Genomic DNA, 17,242 nt, shown 5'->3' on the forward strand with positions numbered 1-17,242 from the left:
GGGCGCGCGGCGTTCCCGCGGCCGGATCAGCGGTCGGATCAACGGCCGGCGCGGGCCTTGCCCCGGCGGCCCCGAGCGAAGCGAGGCACGGGCATGAGCGGCCGGGCGCGGCTGGCGCTGTGTGCGGCGGTGGCGACGCTGTGTGCCGCCGGCGCACTGCTGCCGCTGGTGGAACCGATCAGCTGGCTGATCCAGGCGGCGGTCCTGCTGGCCCTCCTGACGGGCGTGGGCGCGGCCGCGCGCCGGGTCCCCCTGGCCGGGCCGCTGGTCATCGGCGTCCAGCTGCTGGCCGGCGTGCTGCTGATGACCCTGCTCTTCACCCCGAGCGAGGCGATCCTCGGCCTGCTGCCGGGCCCGGACGCCCTCGCGGAATTCGGCCGGCTGCTGCAGACCGGCGTGCGGGACGTCGGCCGGTACGCCATCCCCGCCCCCGTCACCCCCGGCATCCGGCTGCTGCTGATCGCCGGAGTGCTGGTGATCGGCCTGATAGTCGATGCGCTGGCGGTCACGTACCGCAGCGCCGCGCCCGCCGGTCTGCCGCTGCTCGCGCTCTACTCGGTGGCGGCCGGGCTGTCCCAGGGCGGCGCGGGCTGGCTGCGGTTCCTGATCGCGGCGGCCGGCTATCTGCTGCTCCTCCTGGCCGAGGGCCGGGACCGGCTCTCCCAGTGGGGCCGGGTCTTCGGCGGGGGCGCCGACGCGAGCCGGCCGGACCGCGGCCAGGCGTTCGCCGCCCTCGGCGGTCCGGTCCTGGCCCCGGTCCGTACGGGCCGCAGGATCGGCGCCCTGGTCCTCGGGATCGCCCTGGTGGTGCCCGCCTTACTGCCCTCCCTTGGCGGCGGGCTGTTCGGCACCGGCGGCAGCGGTGCGGGCCCCGGCGGCGGAGGCGGCACGATCTCCGCGGTGAACCCCCTGGTGTCCCTCCAGGACAGCCTCAACCAGCCCGAGGACAAGGAAGTCCTCAACTACCGCACGACCGCCGCCGACACCCGCGGCCTGTATCTGCGGATCGTCGCCCTCGACCAGTTCGACGGCACGACCTGGAAGCCGTCCGAGCGCACGGTCACGGACGTCCCGGAGCGGCTGCCGCAACCGACCGGCCTCAGCACCGCGGTCGACCTCGACCGGGTCAACACCTCGATCTCGACCGCCGAGTGGTACGCCCAGAACTGGCTGCCGCTCCCCTACCCGGCCTCCAAGGTGGACATCTCCGGGCGCTGGCGCTTCGAGCCGCAGGGCCGCACCCTCGTCGGGGACCGCGGACAGAACACCCACGGCCTCCAGTACCAGGTCGAGAGCCTCCAGGTGCGGCCCACGTCCCGGCAGCTGGCCGCCGCCCCGGCGCCCCCCGCCGACCTGCTGCGCGAGTACACCAAGGTGCCCCGCTCGCTGCCCCCGGTCGTCCGCAGCACCGCACGTCAGGTCACGCGCGGCGCCCCGACCGCCTACGCCAGGGCCGTCAAGCTCCAGGACTGGTTCGCCCTCAACGGCGGCTTCAGCTACAACACGCAGGTCCGGGCCGGCAGCGGTTCCGAGGCCATCGCGCGCTTCCTGCGGCAGAAGGAGGGCTTCTGCGTCCACTTCTCGTTCTCGATGGCGGCGATGGCCCGGACGCTGGGGATCCCGGCCCGGGTAGCGGTCGGTTTCACCCCCGGCACCAAGCAGCCCGACGGCACGACCTCGGTCGGCCTCAAGGACGCACACGCCTGGCCGGAGCTGTACTTCCAGGGCATCGGCTGGACCCGTTTCGAACCGACCCCGAGCCGCGGCAGTGTCCCGGACTACGCGTACCCCGACACCCCGGACACCCCCGACCCCGGCAGCCCGGACCCCGCGCCCTCCCGGTCCGCGGCCCCCTCGGCGGGCCCGTCGGCGGACCCGTCCTGTGGCCCCGGTGAGCGGCGGTCCGGCTCCGGTTCGGCCTGCGTCCCGCTGCCCGCGGAGGCCGGTACCCGCCCGCCGGACGGCGGCTCGTCCCCCTGGCCGGCCGTCGTCGCGGCACTGGCCGCGCTGCTGGTCCTGCTGCTGCCGGCGGGCCCGCTGCTGTGGCGCCTGCGCATACGCTCCGGACGGCTGGCGGGCCCGCACGACGACCCGACGGCGGCCACCCTCGCCGCCTGGCGGGAGCTGCTGGACACCGCCTGGGACTTCGGCATCCTGCCGGACGAGTCACTGACCCCGCGCAAGGCCGCCGAGCGCATCATCCACATCGGAGAGCTGCCACCGGAGCCCGCCGGGGCCGCCCGGAGAGTCGCGGCGGCGGTCGAGCAGGTGCTGTACGCCCCCCATCCGCAGCCGGTGTCCGGACTCGCCCCGGACGTACAGCAGGTGCGGGCCGGGCTGCGGACGGGTGCGAGCCGTGGTCTGCGGCTGCGGGCCCAGCTCGCCCCGCGCTCCGCGGTCCGGCTCCGCTGGGCCTGGTCGGCCCGCTGGTCGGCACTGCTGCTCCGCTGCCGTACCAGCCGCCCGGTGGCCACGGCACGGCGCGCGCTGGCCGCCCTCCGGCCGGGCCCGCGGCGGGCCTGACCACACGGCAAAAAATGTGCTGGGGCCGCCCGACAGGATCGGGCGGCCCCAGCACATTTCCGCTTCCGGCGCCACCGGAGAACGTGTTGCGTGCCGAAGGGCGGAAAGGAACGGAGAACTAACGGGCCCGCGGAGGGCGAACTGCGGGCCGGAGACGGCAAACTGCAACGGCGAAAACGCGGCGGGAAAGAGTGACGGAAAGCGCCGTGAGACGCAACAGGAAGAATGACGGAAAGAAACATCTCCCGGGGCACGAGGAGTCGCTCAGGGAGACGCTCCCGACGGATTCGGGGAAATCCCGCGAATCCGCCGCTCCGTCGTGGCTCAGTGGCCCTGTTGTTCGTCCCTGCGTCGCTGCCAGCGGTCCTCGATACGGTTCATCATCGAGCGCCGCTGCCTGGCCTGACTGCGCGCCGGGGCACCCGCGGCGCCTCCGGAACCCGCAGACTGCTGCTCACCCGGCTTGGGAGCTTTGCGCCAGCCGGTAACCGCCAGCACGGCGCAGCCGAGCATGACGAGGAAGCCCACCACACTGATCCAGATCTGCTGCGCGACCATTCCGGCCATGAGCAGGGCGATACCCACCAGGAAGCCCGCGACCGCTTGGTAAACCCGTCGCCGGGTGTACGTACGCAGCCCGCTTCCCTCAAGCGCTGTCGCGAACTTGGGATCTTCGGCGTACAGCGCTCGCTCCATTTGCTCGAGCATGCGCTGCTCGTGCTCCGAGAGCGGCACGGAGTCCTCCTACTCGTCGGTCGCGGGGGGCGACCGGGTGCGACCCTTTCAGGATAGGCAGGGAATCGCCCCCGTGAAACCCGCCCCTCGACGCCAGTTCACTGTCCGGGCCGCCACGGCGACCGGTGGTGATGCTGCCTGCATTCCCCACCCGCCTGTCCGTCATGCCGGAACGTCGTACCCCGATCATACGGGGCGAAGGGGCTGATCGGGTGGTCTGTGGCCGACTGCACGCGGTAGTCGCGTGAGCCGCCTGGGTCAGTCGCGTTCCGCGAGGACGTGCAGCTGGGTGGCCACGGAGTGGAAGGCGGGCTGTTCGGCGGCGGCCGCCTCGAGCTTCAGCAGCGCTTCCATGGCGCCCGGCTCGGTGTCCACCAGCACGCCGGGGACCAGGTCGGCGAAGACCCGTACGCCGTGGACCGCGCCGACCTCCAGGCCGGTGGCGGACACCAGCTCGGTGAGCTGATCGGCGGTGAAGCGGCGCGGGACCGGGTCGCCCTCGCCCCAGCGTCCGGCCGGGTCGGTGAGGGCCTGGCGGGCCTCGGTGAAGTGGCCCGCGAGGGCGCGCGCGAGGACGGCACCGCCCAGACCGGCGGCGAGCAGGCTGAGGGTGCCGGCCGGGCGCAGGGCGTCGACGGCGTTGCGGAGACCCTCGGCCGGGTCGTCGACGTACTCCAGCACGCCATGGCAGAGCACGGCGTCGTAGCCGCCGCGCTCGACGACGTCGAACAGGCCGTGGGCGTCGCCCTGGACCGCGCGTACCCGGTCGGCGACGCCCGCCTCGGCGACGCGGCGCTCCAGGGCGAAGAGGGCGTTGGGGCTGGGGTCGACGACCGTGACGCGGTGGCCGAGGCGGGCGACCGGCACGGCGAAGTTGCCGGTGCCGCCGCCGGTGTCGAGGACGTCCAGCGCGTCGCGGCCGGTGGCCTTGACCCGGCGCTCCAGGGCGTCCTTGAGGACCTCCCAGACCACGGCGGTACGAAGGGATGCGCGCGGGCGCAGCGGGTCAGACACGGCGGGTGGCTCCTCGGCGGGGGCATGAACGTCTAGGCGTTCACCACCCTATTCCGTCCCGCGCCGTCCACCGCCTGCGGAGCCACCGGGAGCCGCCGTGGCGCTCGGCGGGGCGGGAGAGGGACGGGTGGTGAAGCGGGTGGTCAAGGTGGCGGAGCGGAGGGGCAGCGGCCCGGGGGCGCGGAGAGGCGGGGCGGTGGGCGGAGAGGCGGGCGTGGGGCAGGTGGGTGGGCAGTGGGCGGTGGGAGCCGAGTACCGCTGCTTCCCCTTCCCCCGGCGCCCCGGCCCCACCCCACCCCCACTCCCCTCCTCCCGCTCCGCTCCTCCCGCTCTCCTCCGCCGCCTCCCCGCCCCGGGCTCAGCCGTTGCTCACCCCGCCCGCTGGGGTGGCACGGAGGGCTGGAGGAGCAGCATCCGCTCCACCAGGCGCAGGAACATGGCGGTGTCGCGCAGGAGATCGTCGGCGTCACGGCGGCTGGCCGCACCGGCTATGCCGGCCTCGGCCTTCGCGCGGCGGGCGGCGCCGGCGGCGAACAGGGCGCTCCACTCGGCGAGTTCGGGCGCGACCTCGGGCAGCACTTCCCAGGCGCTGCGGATACGCTGCCTGCGGCGCACGGTGGTCTCCGGCCGGCCACGGACGGCGAGGACGGCGGCGGCGGTGCGCAGCGCGGCCAGATGGGCCGTGGCGAACTGCTCGTTGGGAGTTTCGAGGGTCTGTGCTTCGTCGAGGCCCTGCTGGGCCTGGGTGAGCAGGGCGAGTGCGGCGGGTGGTGCGGTCGCCCGCCGCAGGACGGGGTGGACATCGCTCGGGGGACCGTACGCAGCGGAGCTGCCCCTGTCGGGACGAGCTGCCATGACGAACCTCCTGTCGTCGCATGCCGGTTCGGGACCGAATGCCGATTCGGACCGGATGAGCCCATCGTGACGTACGCCACTGACAATCGGCACTGGCCTGCACTTTCGTCGAAAAGGGGACGGCCTGATCCGCGAATTCGCGGGAACGGATTCCGAACATCCCCTTGCGGAACGGGGGGTGGGATGCGGCATACTTTTTGAACTGACCAGTCAGTTCAAAGGAGGGGATCGTGGACAGCACCCCGCACGGGGCGGCGGTCACGGCCACGGGATTCGGGGTCAAGGGCCCCCGCGGATGGGCGTTCCGGAACATCGACTTCACGGCCGCGCCCGGTTCGCTGATCGCCGTACAGGGCCCCTCGGGCTCGGGCCGTACGTGTCTGCTGCTCGCGCTCACCGGCCGGATGAAGTCCGCCGCGGGCACCGCCGAGGTCGGCGGCCTGCCACTGCCCAAGAAGAAGTCCGCGGTCCGGTCCGTCACCGCGCTCGCCCATGTGCCGGGGGTCGCCGAGCTCGATCCGGCGCTCACCGTGGGCGAGCATCTGCGGGAACGCGCCCTGTTGCAGGGCCGGTTCGGCGCTTCACTGCGGGCGCTGCTGAAGCCCCGGCGCGAGCGCAGGGCCGCGGCCCGCGCCTTGGTGGACACCGCACTGACCGCGGCCGGCCTCGACCTGGAGTCGCTGCCCAAGGGGATCCGTACGTCCGTGCGCGACCTGGAGCGGCTGGAGGCGCTGCGGCTGTCCGTGGCGCTCGCGCTGATCGGCGGCCCCCGGCTGCTGGCCATTGACGACACCGATCTGAAGCTGTCCGACGACGAGCGCGGCGCGGCCTGGAAGATGCTGCACGGCCTCGCGGCGGCCGGCACCACGGTGCTCGCGGTGTGCAGCGAGCCGCCGGTGGGCGACGAGGACGTGGTGCTGGTGCGTACGGGCGGCCGCCCGGAGCCCACCGCCCCCGAGGACGCGTCCGGCACCTCCACCTCCACCACGGACAGCGAGGAGAGCAAGACCCCCGAGGGCCGCGAGGAGAGCGAGGCCGGAAAGGCCGGGAAGGACAGCCAGGGCGAGCCCTCCGGACCGGCCGGCACCGCGAGCGCGGACAGCGCACCGGCCGAGCCCCCCTCCAAGGCCCCCGCCGACGACGGGCACGACGAGGAGGGGGCGGCCGATGCGCTCGCCGAAACTGGCCGCGCTTGAGCTGAAGCGGTTCGGGAGGGGCAAACTGCCGCGCGCCGCGCTGGCCGCCCTCCTGCTGCTGCCGCTCCTGTACGGCGCGCTCTACCTGTGGTCCTTCTGGGACCCGTACGGGCGGCTGGACAAGATCCCCGTCGCGCTGGTCAACGAGGACACCGGCGCGGCCGTCGGCGGGAAGCGGATCTCGGCGGGCGACAGCATCGTCTCGGGGCTGCGGGACAGCCATACCTTCGACTGGCGGCCGGTGGACGCCAAGGAGGCCGCCAGGGGCGTGGAGGACGGCTCGTACTACCTCTCGCTGTCCATCCCCAAGGACTTCAGCCGGCGGATCGCCTCCAGCTCCGGGGACCATCCGGAGACCGGCGCACTGAAGGTGCGGACGAACGACGCGAACAACTACATCGTCGGGCAGATCTCCCGGACGGTGTTCTCCGAGGTGCGCTCCGCGGCCTCCACGAAGTCGTCGCGGACCTTCCTGGACAAGATCTTCGTCTCCTTCTCGACGCTGCACGGCAAGACCGAACAGGCCGCGAGCGGCGCTGACCGGCTCAAGGACGGCATCGGGCAGGCCAAGCACGGCACGGGCAAGCTGGCCGACGGCCTGGGCACCGCGAAGAACGGCAGCGGCAAGCTCGTCACCGGCCTGGGCGACCTCGACGCGGGCGCGGGGCGGCTCTCCCGGGGCAGCTCCGATCTCGCCCGGGGAGCCGGGACCGCCGCTGACGGCTCGCGCCAACTGGCCGACGGCTCGGGGCAGGTGGCGCAGGGCACCCAGCAGCTGGCCGACAAGGTCAACGGAGTCGTCGGCAAGGTGGGGCCCTTCATCCGGGCGCACGGCAAGGAGATCGGCGAGGCGGCGCAGCTCGTCGCCGACGGTTCGCAGGCGATCCGTGACCACTTGGACAAGCTTCCCGCCGCGGCCTCCACGGGAGCGAAGCTCTCCCGGGGGATCTCCGACCACATGGCCTCCTACTACCGGCTGCGCTGTGAGAGCGGGGTGCGGCTCGACACCTCCTGTGCGGAGCTGAAGCAGCTCAAGGAGGAGGCGGCCACCGCGGCGGACAAGGCCGAGGAGGTCAGCGGCTATGTGCACGACCAGAAGAACCTCGACCAACTGGGCCGGGACCTGGACACCCTGCACTCCCTGGCGAACGAGCTGGCGCAGCGCGGGCCCACCCTGGGCGCCGACATGGATGCCGCGGTCAAGAAGATCAACGATCTGAACGACGGGGCGCACAAGGTGTCCGCGGGGGCGCGCAAACTGTCCGCCGGCAACGCCCGGCTGGCGGCCGGCGCGAACCGGCTCAACGACGGTGCGCACCGGCTGCACGACGGTACGGGCCGCGCGGCGGCCGGGATCGGCGACCTCGACTCCGGTGTGGGCCGGCTCAAGGACGGCGCGCAGACACTGAACGGCGGCATGTTCAAGCTCTCGGACGGTTCGCAGAAGCTGGCCGGCGGGCTGCACGACGGAGCGAAGCGGATCCCCGACTACGGCAAGAAGGACCGCGACGCGCACACCCTGGTCATGTCCGACCCGGTGCAGCTGTCTTCGGACGCGGCCCACAAGGCGCCCAACTACGGCACCGGGTTCGCCCCGTACTTCATCCCGCTGTCCCTGTGGGTGGGCGCGATGGTGGCGTACATGCTGATCCAGCCGCTCAACCGGCGGGCACTGGCGATGGGCGCCGCCTCCTGGCGGGTGGCGCTGTCGGGCTGGCTGCCGGTGTTCGGCGTGGGGGTGCTTCAGACCGCGGCGCTGATGTCCGTACTGCACTTCGCGATCGGTCTGGAGATGGTGCGGGCAGCCGGCACCATCGGGTTCCTTGTCCTGGTCACGGCGTGTTTCTCGGCACTGGTGCAGTGGCTGAACGCGCAGTTCGGACCGGCCGGGCGGATCCTGGTGCTGGCGCTGCTGATGCTCCAGCTGACGTCGGCGGGCGGCACCTATCCGGTGCAGACCAGTCCGGGCTTCTTCGCCGCCATCCACCCCTATCTGCCGATGAGTTACATCGTGGAGGGGCTGCGCCGGCTCATCACGGGCGGTGACCTCGCGCCCGTGTGGCAGGGCAGTGTGGTGCTGCTGGCGTTCACCGCGGGGGCCCTCGCGCTGACGTCCCTGACGGCGCGCGGCCGCCAGGTGGTGCGGATGAAGGACCTGCATCCGGAACTGAGCCTGTGAGCGCCCGCCCGTCGCCCACCACCGCCCTGCCGGAGGCGCTCCGCGCCGCGCATCAATCGTCCGGGGGCGGCACAATCGCCCCCATGGACAGCTCCAATTCACGCCGCGACGCCACCCGGCGCAAGCTCTTCGAAGCCGCGGTCACGCTCATCGCCGAACAGGGCTTCTCCTCGACCACGGTGGATGAGATCGCCGAGCGGGCGGGTGTCGCGAAGGGCACCGTCTACTACAACTTCGCGAGCAAGAACGTGCTCTTCGAAGAGCTGCTGCGGCACGGCATCGAGATGCTGGCGACGTCCCTCCAGGCGGCCGCCGAGGAGGTGACCGACGGGGGCGGCACCCGGATCGACGCGCTGGACGCGATGATCCGGGCCGGGCTGGACTTCATCTCCCGTTACCCGGCGCTCACCCAGCTCTACGTCGCCGAGCTGTGGCGCACCAACCGGGCCTGGCAGTCGACGCTGATGGTGGTGCGGGAGCGGGCCATCACGGTGGTGGAGGACGTGCTGCGGGAGGCGGTCGCCCGTGAGGAGCTGAGCGAGGAGATCGATATCCCGCTGACCGCCTCGGCGCTGTTCGGGATGGTGCTGGTGGCCGCCCTGGACTGGCAGTCGTACCAGCCGGACCGGTCGCTCGACGATGTGCACGCGGCGCTGTCGCGGCTGCTCCAGGGGAGGATCAGCGGCCGGCCCTCGCAGTGACGGAAGGACGTCCCCCGGAAGCGGAAAGAGGGTGCGCGCCGTAGTGGTCAGCTACGGCGCGCACCCCTTTTCCCTTCCCCCGGAACCCGCACAAAAGGGTGCGCTGCCCTGGCACGGATCGTTCCCCCTTCGATCCGACCAGGACAGCGCTTCCCCCGTTTTCCCCCGTACTCCCCCGTGCGTCCCCCGTGTTCCCCCGTCACGTCCGGGAGCCGCGCCGCTCCGCCGCCCCGTGTCGGCGGTGCGGCGCCGCTTCCCTTCCGTGATCCCTACTCTTCCGTCCGGGCGGGCTCCGGCCCATCCGCGTACCTACTCATCTCGGCGTCTGAGTACGGATACTCAAAACTGAGCACCGACCCCCAGTCGGGGCCTACGATCTGCGGCGTGTCCGTACTTCCCTTGGTGTTCACCAGTGGCTGGGCGAGCGGGATCAACGCCTACGCCGTCGTCCTGCTCCTCGGCCTGCTCGGCGCGACCGGCGTCTCCGATGAGGTGCCCGCGGCGCTGGAGCGCCCGGATGTTCTGATCGTGGCCGGGCTGCTCTTCGTGGTCGAGGCCGTCGCCGACAAGATCCCGTACGTGGACTCGGTCTGGGACACCGTGCACACGGTGATCCGGCCGGTCGCCGGCGGTGTGGTGGCGGCGCTGCTGGCCGGCCACAACGGTTCGCTGCCCGAGCTGGCGGCGGGCGCGGTGGGCGGCTCGACGGCGCTGCTGAGCCATCTGGTCAAGGCGGGCACCCGGATCGCGGTCAACGCCTCGCCGGAGCCGGCCAGCAACATCGTGCTGAGCCTGGCCGAGGATCTGGGGGTCGCGGGGCTCATCGCCTTCGCCCTGTTCCATCCGGTGGCCGCGGCGGTCATCGCGGGGACGCTGCTGGCCGCGGGGATCGCGGTGGTGATCTTCCTGTGGTCGCGGATCCGCCGATTCCTCCAGCGGCGGCGGGAGCGGCGCGCGCAGAAGCGGTCGGCCGTGGCGGCCGGCACGGCACCTCCGGTGACCTGACCTCGGGCTTCCGGCGGCGGGCGGCCGCTGCCGGGAGGGTTTTCCACAGCCGTGCGGGCGTTGTCAGCGGCTCCGGATAAAGTCGCAGGCATGGCACGGATTGCGGTGATCGGCGCCGGGATGGGCGCGATGGCAGCCGCTGCCCGGCTGGCCGTCGCGGGCCACCGGGTGGCGGTGTTCGAGCGCGGCGCGACGCACGGCGGCGCGCTGCGACAACTGGCACGGGACGGCTTCGCCTTCGACACAGGACCCGGACTGCTGCATCTGCCGGCCGTCTACCGCGATCTGTTCCTCAAGACCGGCCGGGAGCCGCTGGAGAGCTGCGTCGAGCTGACCCAGGTCGACCCCGCCGCCCGCCATGTCTTCGCCGACGGCACGGCCGTCTCACTGCCGAACGCCTCACGGGCCGGTGTGCTGGCGGCCCTCGACCAGGCGCTGGGCGCGGGCGCCGGGGAGCGCTGGAGCGACCTGGTGGGCCGCGCCCGCGAGGCCTGGGACGCCACCCGCCGGCCGCTCCTGGAGGAGCCGCTGTGGCCGGACTGGCGGGTGCTGGGGCGCGATCCCTATCCGGCGGTGCGCAAGCGCGGCCTGTTCGGCCGCGGCAAGGGCCCCACGACCGCCACCCTCGCTGAGGTGGCCCGCCGTGAGCTGGCCGATCCCCGGCTGATCGCGCTGCTGGAGAGCCATGCGCTGGCGTACGGCTTCGACCCGCGCAGCGCCCCGGCCAGCGCCGTCGTGCTGCCGTACATGGAGCAGACCTTCGGGAGTTGGTATCCGCGCGGCGGGATGCGGGCACTGGCCGACGCGCTGTACGAGCGCTGTGTGGCGCGCAAGGTGGAGTTCAGTTTCGGCACGGCGGTGACCGGGATCGTGGAGAAGGACGGCCGGGCGGCGGGCGTGGAGCTGGCCGACGGCCGGGTGTCCGAGGCGGAGTTCGTGGTCGCCGGCGTCGATCCGGTGCGGCTCATGGAGCTCTGCCAGGGGCGGGAGCCGTGGGGTGCGGACGACGTCCGCCCCGACCTGGGGCCGGGCGACCGCGCCACCGGACGGCTCACGGTCTGCCTCGCACTGCGTGGGACACGCCCCAAGGAGGCCGCTCATCGGACAGTGGTCCATGCCGCGAACCGCGAGGCCGAGCTGGCGGGTGTGTTCGGCGACGGGTCCGGCCTGCGGACCCCCTGCGACCGGCCCACGGTGACGGTGCTGCGCCCCGACGACCCGGCCACCCGGCCGGACGACGCCCACGAGGCCGTGACCCTGACCGCGACGGTGGCTCCGCACGGCCCGGTCGACTGGACCGACGGTGAGGCCGTGGCGGCCGACGCCGAGCGGATGACAGAGATCGCCGAGGCCGCGGTACCCGGGCTGCGGGAGCGGGTGCTGCGGCGCGAGGTGCTGCCCCCGACGGACGACGCCCTGGTCCCGGGCCCGGCACTGGCCGGCCAGGAGGGCCGCTTCCTGCGACCCGCCAACCGCACCCGGATACCGGGTCTCTACGCGGTCGGCGGCTGGTCACACCCGGGCGGCGGCCCGGCCCACGCCGGCATGTCCGGCGCGATCGTCGCGGGCCTCATCGTCAACGGCGACACCTGGCACGGCTCTACGTAGGCTTCCCACGTTTTCGGCTTTCCCGCCGTGTGGGACCTCGCCGTTTGTGGCCCGCTTGCGCGGGGCCCCCGCCGTGGCGCCTGCGGCGGGCGGGGTCCGCTGCGCGGGGCTGTGGGTGCGGTGACGGGCCTCCGGGGCCTGGTGTGTGGACTGCTTCGCTTTACGTCCACACACCAGGCCCCTCCGGCCCGTCCCCTCCCGTTGGGGAGTGAGTGACGGTGAGTGGGGGCGGGGCCACCCATGCCCATGCCTACGCCGATCCCCACGCCTGTGCCTGTGCTCGTGCCCCTTGCCTGTGTTCAACGAGCCGCACCGGACCACCCGCTGGTCCCCCACCAACGCTTTCCCCATCCCCCAACGGGAGGGGACGGGTCGGAGCGGGTGGGGGTTTCCGGACGTAAAGCGAAGCAGTCCGGAAACCCCCACCCGCGCAGACCCGTCACCGCACCCCAACAGCCCCGCGCAGCGGACCCCGCCCGCCGCAGGCGCAACGGCGAGCAACCACCACGGCGGGAAAGACAAAAGCGTGGGGCTAATAACGATATGGCTGCCCGTCGTACCCCGGCTGCTGGTAGGGCGGATAGGGCTGCTCGGGCGGGAGTTCGGTGTCGCGCTGTTGGGGGACCCAGACGCCGCCGGGCGGGGTCTCGCCGTAGCCCTGGCCGGGGTACGGGCCGAGCGGCTGTCCCTGGCTGTCGTACTGCTGCGCACCGTAGGGCGGTTGGGCGTACGGGTCCGGCTGCTCGTACGGGTCGTAGGGCGCGGCGTACTGCTGGGTGCCGAGGTACGGGTCGGCGTAGGGTGCCTGCCCGGCCTGGCCCGGATTGTCGCCGTAGGCCGCGTAGGGGTCGCCATACGGGTCCTGGGCGGCGGGGCCCTGGCCGTAACTCCCGTCGTACGCATAGCCGTTGCCGTTGGCGTTGGCGGCGGCGCCGTTGTACGCGTCGTAGCCGTAGTCGTTCTGCGGGCCGCGGGCGTCGGGGCTGTAGATGCCGTACTGGCCGGTCTCGTCGGGCATCGGCTGCGGGGCGTAGACGGCGCCGCCGTCGGCCCGGGTGTAGTCGTCCTGGGCGGCGAACGGCTGGGTGGCGTAGGCGTCCTGGTCCTGCTGCGGCTGGTAGGGGTCCTGGCTCCGATAGCCGTCGTCGGCGGGGTAGTTGTAGGAGCCCGGCCCGCCGTAGGAGCCCTGCCCGGCGAACGTGTCCTGCGCGGGAAAAGGGCCCTGGCCGACGATGGTTTCCTGCGCGGCGAAGGCGTCCTGGCTCTGGAAACCGCCCGTGCTGTCGAAGGCGTCGCGGCTCTGGAAGCCGCCGGTGCTCTCGAAGGTGTCCGGGCCGCTATCGGGAGCCGGGGCGGTGCCGCCGGTGGGCGGGACCGCCTCCAAGCCGGAGACCTCCAGGGTCGGTTCGGCGGGCGGCGGCCCGCCCGGGCGGGCCCGCCGGCGACGGCTCTCGCCGGGCTTGCCGCCCAGCGCCCAGCCGGTGGTGAAGCCGCGGCGGAAGGAGAGCGTGACCTGCGTCTGCCCGATGGCGAAGGCGATCAGGCCCAGCCCGATCACGATCACCGAGGGGACGATCACGCCGATGACCACGGCGAGGAAGCCGGTGAAGGCGAGCAACCGCCAGCGCAGCCGCGCCTTGTACTGGAGCAGCACCTCACCGAGCAGCCACAGGGCGACCAGACCGAACGCGATGTAGAGGATCGCCCAGCCCATATACGCCCCTCTTCCGCCGCTCGCCGGCCACCGTGATCAGGACTGCTGGTGCAGGCCCAGATTCTCGTAGATTTCCAGGGTCGCCGTGGAGTGGTTCAGGGTAATGAAGTGCAACCCGGGAACATCCTCGGCCATCAAGCGTGCGCACAGTTCCGTTGCGTACTCGATCCCAATGGAGCGTACCGCCGCGGGGTCGTCCTTGACGGCCAGGATGCGCTCGGCCAGCTCGGGCGGGAACGCCGCATTGCTGAGCTGAGCGAACCGTTCGATCTGGCGCACGTTCGTCACCGGCATGATCTCCGGAATGATCGGCGTGGAGCAACCCGCGGCCGTGACCCGGTCCCTGAGCCGGAAGTAGTCCTCCGGGTAGAAGAACATCTGGGTGATGGCGAAGTCCGCACCGGCCCGGCACTTGGTGACGAAGTGTGCCACATCGGTGTCCCAGTCCGTCGAGCGCGGATGCATCTCGGGGAAGGCGGCGACACCGACGCAGAAGTCGCCGGACTCCTTGATCAGCCGGACCAGGTCGGCCGCGTAGCCGACGCCGTCGGGGTGCCTGACCCACTCGCCCATCGGGTCGCCGGGCGGGTCGCCGCGCAGCGCGAGCATATTGCGGATCCCGGCGTCGGCGTACTGGCCGATGATGTTGCGCAGATCCGCCGTGGAGTGGTTGACCGCGGTCAGATGGGCGACGGGGGTCAGAGTGGTGTCGGTGGCGATGCGCTCGGTGGCGCGCACCGTGCCGTCACGGGAGGTGCCGCCGGCGCCGTACGTCACGGAGACAAAGGTCGGGGAGACGGCCTCGATCCGACGAATGGCGTTCCACAGGGTCCGCTCACCCTTCTCGGTCTTCGGGGCGGCGAACTCGAACGAATAGGACTGCTTGCCGGAAGCGAGCAGCTCGCGCACCGTGTGCGCACGATCAGTCCTGGTGGAAGCTGTACCTAGGGCCATACCGGCAGGTTAACCAGCGGCGGGGCACACACCAACCGTCTTCGGCGTAATGCCTGGTTGGTCGGGTTCATGTCCACTGGTTGGACATTTTCCGGTCTCCGGGACGACAGAAAACCGCCGCTCGACCGTCGACCGCCGCCGCGAAGTGATCCCGGTCGGCCGAGCAGCTAGGCGTCCCAGGTGCGGATGCGCTTGGCCAGGGCGGCGGCCGCCGCTCCCGGGTCGTCCGCCTCGGTGATCGCGCGGACCACGACGACCCGGCGGGCGCCGGCGGTCAGCACCTCGTCCAGATTCCCGGCGTCGATCCCGCCGATCGCGAACCAGGGGCGCTCGGGGCTCCGGGCGGCGGTGTAGCGGACCAGGTCGAGGCCGGGGGCGTGGCGGCCCGGCTTGGTGGGCGTGGGCCAGCACGGGCCCGTGCAGAAGTAGTCCACGCCGGGCTCGGTGAGCGCGGCGTCCACCTCGGCCTCGGCATGGGTGGAGCGGCCTATGAGGACGTCCGGGCCGAGGACGGCGCGGGCGGCCGGGACCGGCAGATCGCCCTGACCGAGGTGCAGCACCTCGCTGCCGGCCGCATGGGCGACATCCGCCCGGTCGTTGACCGCCAGCAGCTTGCCGTGCCGCCGGCAGGCGTCCGCGAAGACCTCCAGGTGCCGGAGCTCCTCACCGGCCTCCATGCCCTTGTCCCGCAGCTGGACGATGTCCACACCGGAGGCGAGCACGGCGTCCAGGAACTGCGGCAGATCGCCCTGCCGCTTGCGGGCGTCGGTGCAGAGATAGAGCCGGGCATCGGCCAGGGCCTGTCGTGCGGTGCTCATCGGGCGGCTTCCCCCCAGGTCGGGGGCGTACGGCCGGGCCTTCCGGCACGTACGCCCCTCGGGTGCGGTTACGGATGCGGGTGCGGCGGCTGGACGGGAGCGCGCCGGGCGGGTCAGACGGCGAGCGCCTGGGCCCGGCGCTTCACCTCCGTGCCGCGATTCTCGCGCAGCGCCTGGGCAGGCGTGCCGGGCAGGGTGTCATCCGGGGTGAACAGCCACTCCAGCATCTCCTCATCGGTGAAGCCGTCGTCCTTGAGGAGGGTGAGGGTGCCGACGAGGCCCTTGACCACCTTGTCGTCCTTGATGAAATCGGCGGGCACATGCAGCGCCCGGTTCTCGCCGCGGCGCACCGCGATCAGCTGGCCCTCCTTGACCAGCTGCCGCACGCGCGTCACCTCGACTCCGAATTGTTCGGCGATGTCGGGGAGGGTGAGCCAGGCGGGGACGAGTCCATCGATGTTTGCGTCAATCTCGGTCACAGGACAAGCCTGCCACCTCGCACTGACAGCCGGTAGCCGGGCATCGCCATCAGGGGCTTCGTGCACACCGGAGGGTGACGGCGGCCGCCCGGCAACCGGCGGCCACCGCGCGCTACACGGCGGCGGCCTTCAGCGGTACGGACGCGTTCGCGGCCCGCTCGCGGTCCAGTACGACGCTCCGCTCGATCAGCTTGCGCCCCTGGGCGAGGTCCCGCGGCCGCCCCACGGCCAGCAGCGCGACGAGCCGTCCCTCCCTCAGCCAGATCACCGACCAGGCGGCCCCCGCCGGGTCGCCGCGCCAGACCAGCTCGTCGGCGTTGCCGTGGTGGCCCGCGTACTGCACGAAGCGGCCGAACTGCTCCGACCAGAAGTACGGCACGGGGTCGTAGACCAGCCCTTCGGCGTCGCCGCGGGCGATGTTCTCGGCGACCGTACGGGGGCCCTGGAGGGCGTTGTCCCAGTGGTGGATCAGCAGGCGGGTGCCGTAACGGGCCGACGGGAAGGAGGCGCAGTCGCCGACCGCGTAGACATCGGGCACGGAGGTGCGCAGCCGGTCGTCGGCGAGGACGGAGCCGTCCTGCGGGGAGACCTCGACGCCCGAGCCGGCCAGCCAGCCAGTCGCGGGCCGGGCGCCGATCCCGATGACCACCGCGTCGGCGGGCAGGGTCACGCCGTCCGCGAGGGTGACCGCGCCCGCGGTGACGGACGCGACCCGGGCGCCGGTGCGCAGCTCGGCGCCGGCGTCCGTGTACCAGCCGGTCATGTGGGCGGCCACCTCGGCGGGCAGCGCACCGGCCAGCGGGCGCTCGGCGGCCTCGACGACGGTGACCGCGCAGCCCGCCTCCCGGGCCGCGGTCGCGAACTCGGCGCCGATCCAGCCGGCCCCGACGACCACGATCTCGTGCTGGGCGGCGAGCACCGGACGCAGCCGCTCGGCGTCGTCGAGGGTACGCAGCAGGTGGACGCCGGGCATGCCTTCACTGCCGGGCAGCACGATCGGTTCGGCGCCGGTGGCGAGGACCGCGTAGTCGTAGGGGATGGGGCCGTCGGCGGTCTCGACGAGGCGGGCGTCCGGTAGCAGGGCGGTGACCGGGTGGCCCAGACGGAGCTCGATGTCGAGGCCGGCGAAGTCGATGTCGAAGGTGGAGCCCTCGGCCTTGCCCAGCAGGACCGCCTTGGACAGCGGCGGGCGGTCATAGGGCTGGTGGGGCTCGTCGCCGAGGAGCGTGATCGCACCGCGCCAGCCCTGTTCGCGCAGGGCGACCGCGGTCTGCACACCCGCGATTCCCGCGCCGATGATCACGACGCGCGGCGTGCGGTCAGGGGCCTGGGAGGACTTGCTCTGCTCGCTCACCCGATCACTCTAGGACGGTCCGTGACGCCGCTCGCAGCAGCACGCAAGGAGATCTCTGACACACCGTCACCGTCGGCCGTCCCGGAAATCGGGCCCCTGGGTGCCGG

The 17,242-nt window shown here is 72.6% G+C and carries 14 protein-coding genes; 6 read left to right on the forward strand and 8 right to left on the reverse strand.

What is annotated here, in order from left to right; all coding sequences use genetic code 11:
- Positions 1-93 precede the first annotated feature (93 nt).
- Positions 94-2,523, forward strand: a complete 2,430-nt coding sequence (locus CP981_RS10395) for a transglutaminase TgpA family protein (protein ID WP_085924907.1) — start codon at positions 94-96, stop codon at positions 2,521-2,523.
- 324 nt (positions 2,524-2,847) lie between these two features.
- Here the strand turns inward: CP981_RS10395 and CP981_RS10400 are convergent, their stop codons facing one another.
- The 3 genes from CP981_RS10400 to CP981_RS10410 all read right to left on the reverse strand — a co-directional run bounded on the left by CP981_RS10400 (position 2,848) and on the right by CP981_RS10410 (position 5,127).
- A complete protein-coding gene (locus CP981_RS10400; protein ID WP_085924908.1) occupies positions 2,848-3,258 on the reverse strand; it encodes a DUF3040 domain-containing protein in 411 nt (136 codons plus the stop codon).
- Between the two features lie 258 nt (positions 3,259-3,516).
- Complete coding sequence (locus tag CP981_RS10405) at positions 3,517-4,272, reverse strand: methyltransferase (RefSeq protein ID WP_085924909.1); 756 nt, start codon at positions 4,270-4,272, stop codon at positions 3,517-3,519.
- Between the two features lie 369 nt (positions 4,273-4,641).
- Entirely contained in the window at positions 4,642-5,127 is a 486-nt protein-coding gene (locus tag CP981_RS10410) for an SAV_6107 family HEPN domain-containing protein (RefSeq protein WP_085927258.1), read from the reverse strand.
- Positions 5,128-5,357: 230 nt separating this feature from the next.
- Between CP981_RS10410 and CP981_RS10415 the strand changes: the two genes are divergently transcribed.
- From CP981_RS10415 to CP981_RS10435, 5 genes are all read left to right on the forward strand, one after another.
- Positions 5,358-6,323, forward strand: a complete 966-nt coding sequence (locus tag CP981_RS10415) for an ATP-binding cassette domain-containing protein (RefSeq protein WP_085927259.1) — start codon at positions 5,358-5,360, stop codon at positions 6,321-6,323.
- Entirely contained in the window at positions 6,295-8,502 is a 2,208-nt protein-coding gene (locus CP981_RS10420; protein ID WP_085927260.1) for a YhgE/Pip domain-containing protein, read from the forward strand. The genes CP981_RS10415 and CP981_RS10420 overlap by 29 nt, the downstream gene beginning before the upstream one ends.
- A gap of 83 nt (positions 8,503-8,585) precedes the next feature.
- Complete coding sequence (locus CP981_RS10425) at positions 8,586-9,203, forward strand: TetR/AcrR family transcriptional regulator (protein WP_085927303.1); 618 nt, start codon at positions 8,586-8,588, stop codon at positions 9,201-9,203.
- A 384-nt stretch (positions 9,204-9,587) separates the two neighbouring features.
- Positions 9,588-10,208, forward strand: a complete 621-nt coding sequence (locus tag CP981_RS10430) for a DUF4126 domain-containing protein (RefSeq protein ID WP_085927261.1) — start codon at positions 9,588-9,590, stop codon at positions 10,206-10,208.
- Between the two features lie 90 nt (positions 10,209-10,298).
- Positions 10,299-11,816 (forward strand): phytoene desaturase family protein, encoded by a 1,518-nt coding sequence (locus CP981_RS10435; RefSeq protein WP_085927262.1) that lies wholly within the window; start codon positions 10,299-10,301, stop codon positions 11,814-11,816.
- Positions 11,817-12,348: 532 nt separating this feature from the next.
- Here the strand turns inward: CP981_RS10435 and CP981_RS10440 are convergent.
- The 5 genes from CP981_RS10440 to CP981_RS10460 all read right to left on the reverse strand — a co-directional run bounded on the left by CP981_RS10440 (position 12,349) and on the right by CP981_RS10460 (position 17,135).
- On the reverse strand, positions 12,349-13,530 hold the full coding sequence (locus tag CP981_RS10440; protein ID WP_085927263.1) for a hypothetical protein: 1,182 nt from the start codon (positions 13,528-13,530) through the stop codon (positions 12,349-12,351).
- Positions 13,531-13,566: 36 nt separating this feature from the next.
- A complete protein-coding gene (gene metF / locus CP981_RS10445; RefSeq protein WP_085927264.1) occupies positions 13,567-14,484 on the reverse strand; it encodes a methylenetetrahydrofolate reductase [NAD(P)H] in 918 nt (305 codons plus the stop codon).
- 167 nt (positions 14,485-14,651) lie between these two features.
- Positions 14,652-15,302, reverse strand: coding sequence for a thiamine phosphate synthase (gene thiE, locus CP981_RS10450; protein WP_085927265.1), 651 nt, complete (start codon positions 15,300-15,302; stop codon positions 14,652-14,654).
- Between the two features lie 113 nt (positions 15,303-15,415).
- Positions 15,416-15,781, reverse strand: coding sequence for an Rv2175c family DNA-binding protein (locus tag CP981_RS10455; protein ID WP_085927266.1), 366 nt, complete (start codon positions 15,779-15,781; stop codon positions 15,416-15,418).
- Between the two features lie 112 nt (positions 15,782-15,893).
- Complete coding sequence (locus CP981_RS10460; RefSeq protein WP_085927267.1) at positions 15,894-17,135, reverse strand: NAD(P)/FAD-dependent oxidoreductase; 1,242 nt, start codon at positions 17,133-17,135, stop codon at positions 15,894-15,896.
- Between the last annotated feature and the right edge of the window lie 107 nt (positions 17,136-17,242).

Origin of the sequence: Streptomyces platensis, from assembly GCF_008704855.1 — a bacterium.
In the GTDB taxonomy this organism is placed as follows: Bacteria; Actinomycetota; Actinomycetes; order Streptomycetales; family Streptomycetaceae; genus Streptomyces; species Streptomyces platensis.

What these genes read in the sequence shown, in the direction of transcription:
- CP981_RS10395 (WP_085924907.1), top strand. Translation starts at nt 94, where the DNA reads ATGAGCGGCCGGGCGCGGCTGGCGCTGTGTGCGGCGGTGGCGACGCTG.
- CP981_RS10410 (WP_085927258.1), bottom strand. Translation starts at nt 5,127, where the DNA reads ATGGCAGCTCGTCCCGACAGGGGCAGCTCCGCTGCGTACGGTCCCCCG.
- CP981_RS10420 (WP_085927260.1), top strand. Translation starts at nt 6,295, where the DNA reads ATGCGCTCGCCGAAACTGGCCGCGCTTGAGCTGAAGCGGTTCGGGAGG.
- CP981_RS10425 (WP_085927303.1), top strand. Translation starts at nt 8,586, where the DNA reads ATGGACAGCTCCAATTCACGCCGCGACGCCACCCGGCGCAAGCTCTTC.
- CP981_RS10435 (WP_085927262.1), top strand. Translation starts at nt 10,299, where the DNA reads ATGGCACGGATTGCGGTGATCGGCGCCGGGATGGGCGCGATGGCAGCC.
- CP981_RS10440 (WP_085927263.1), bottom strand. Translation starts at nt 13,530, where the DNA reads ATGGGCTGGGCGATCCTCTACATCGCGTTCGGTCTGGTCGCCCTGTGG.
- metF (WP_085927264.1), bottom strand. Translation starts at nt 14,484, where the DNA reads ATGGCCCTAGGTACAGCTTCCACCAGGACTGATCGTGCGCACACGGTG.
- thiE (WP_085927265.1), bottom strand. Translation starts at nt 15,302, where the DNA reads ATGAGCACCGCACGACAGGCCCTGGCCGATGCCCGGCTCTATCTCTGC.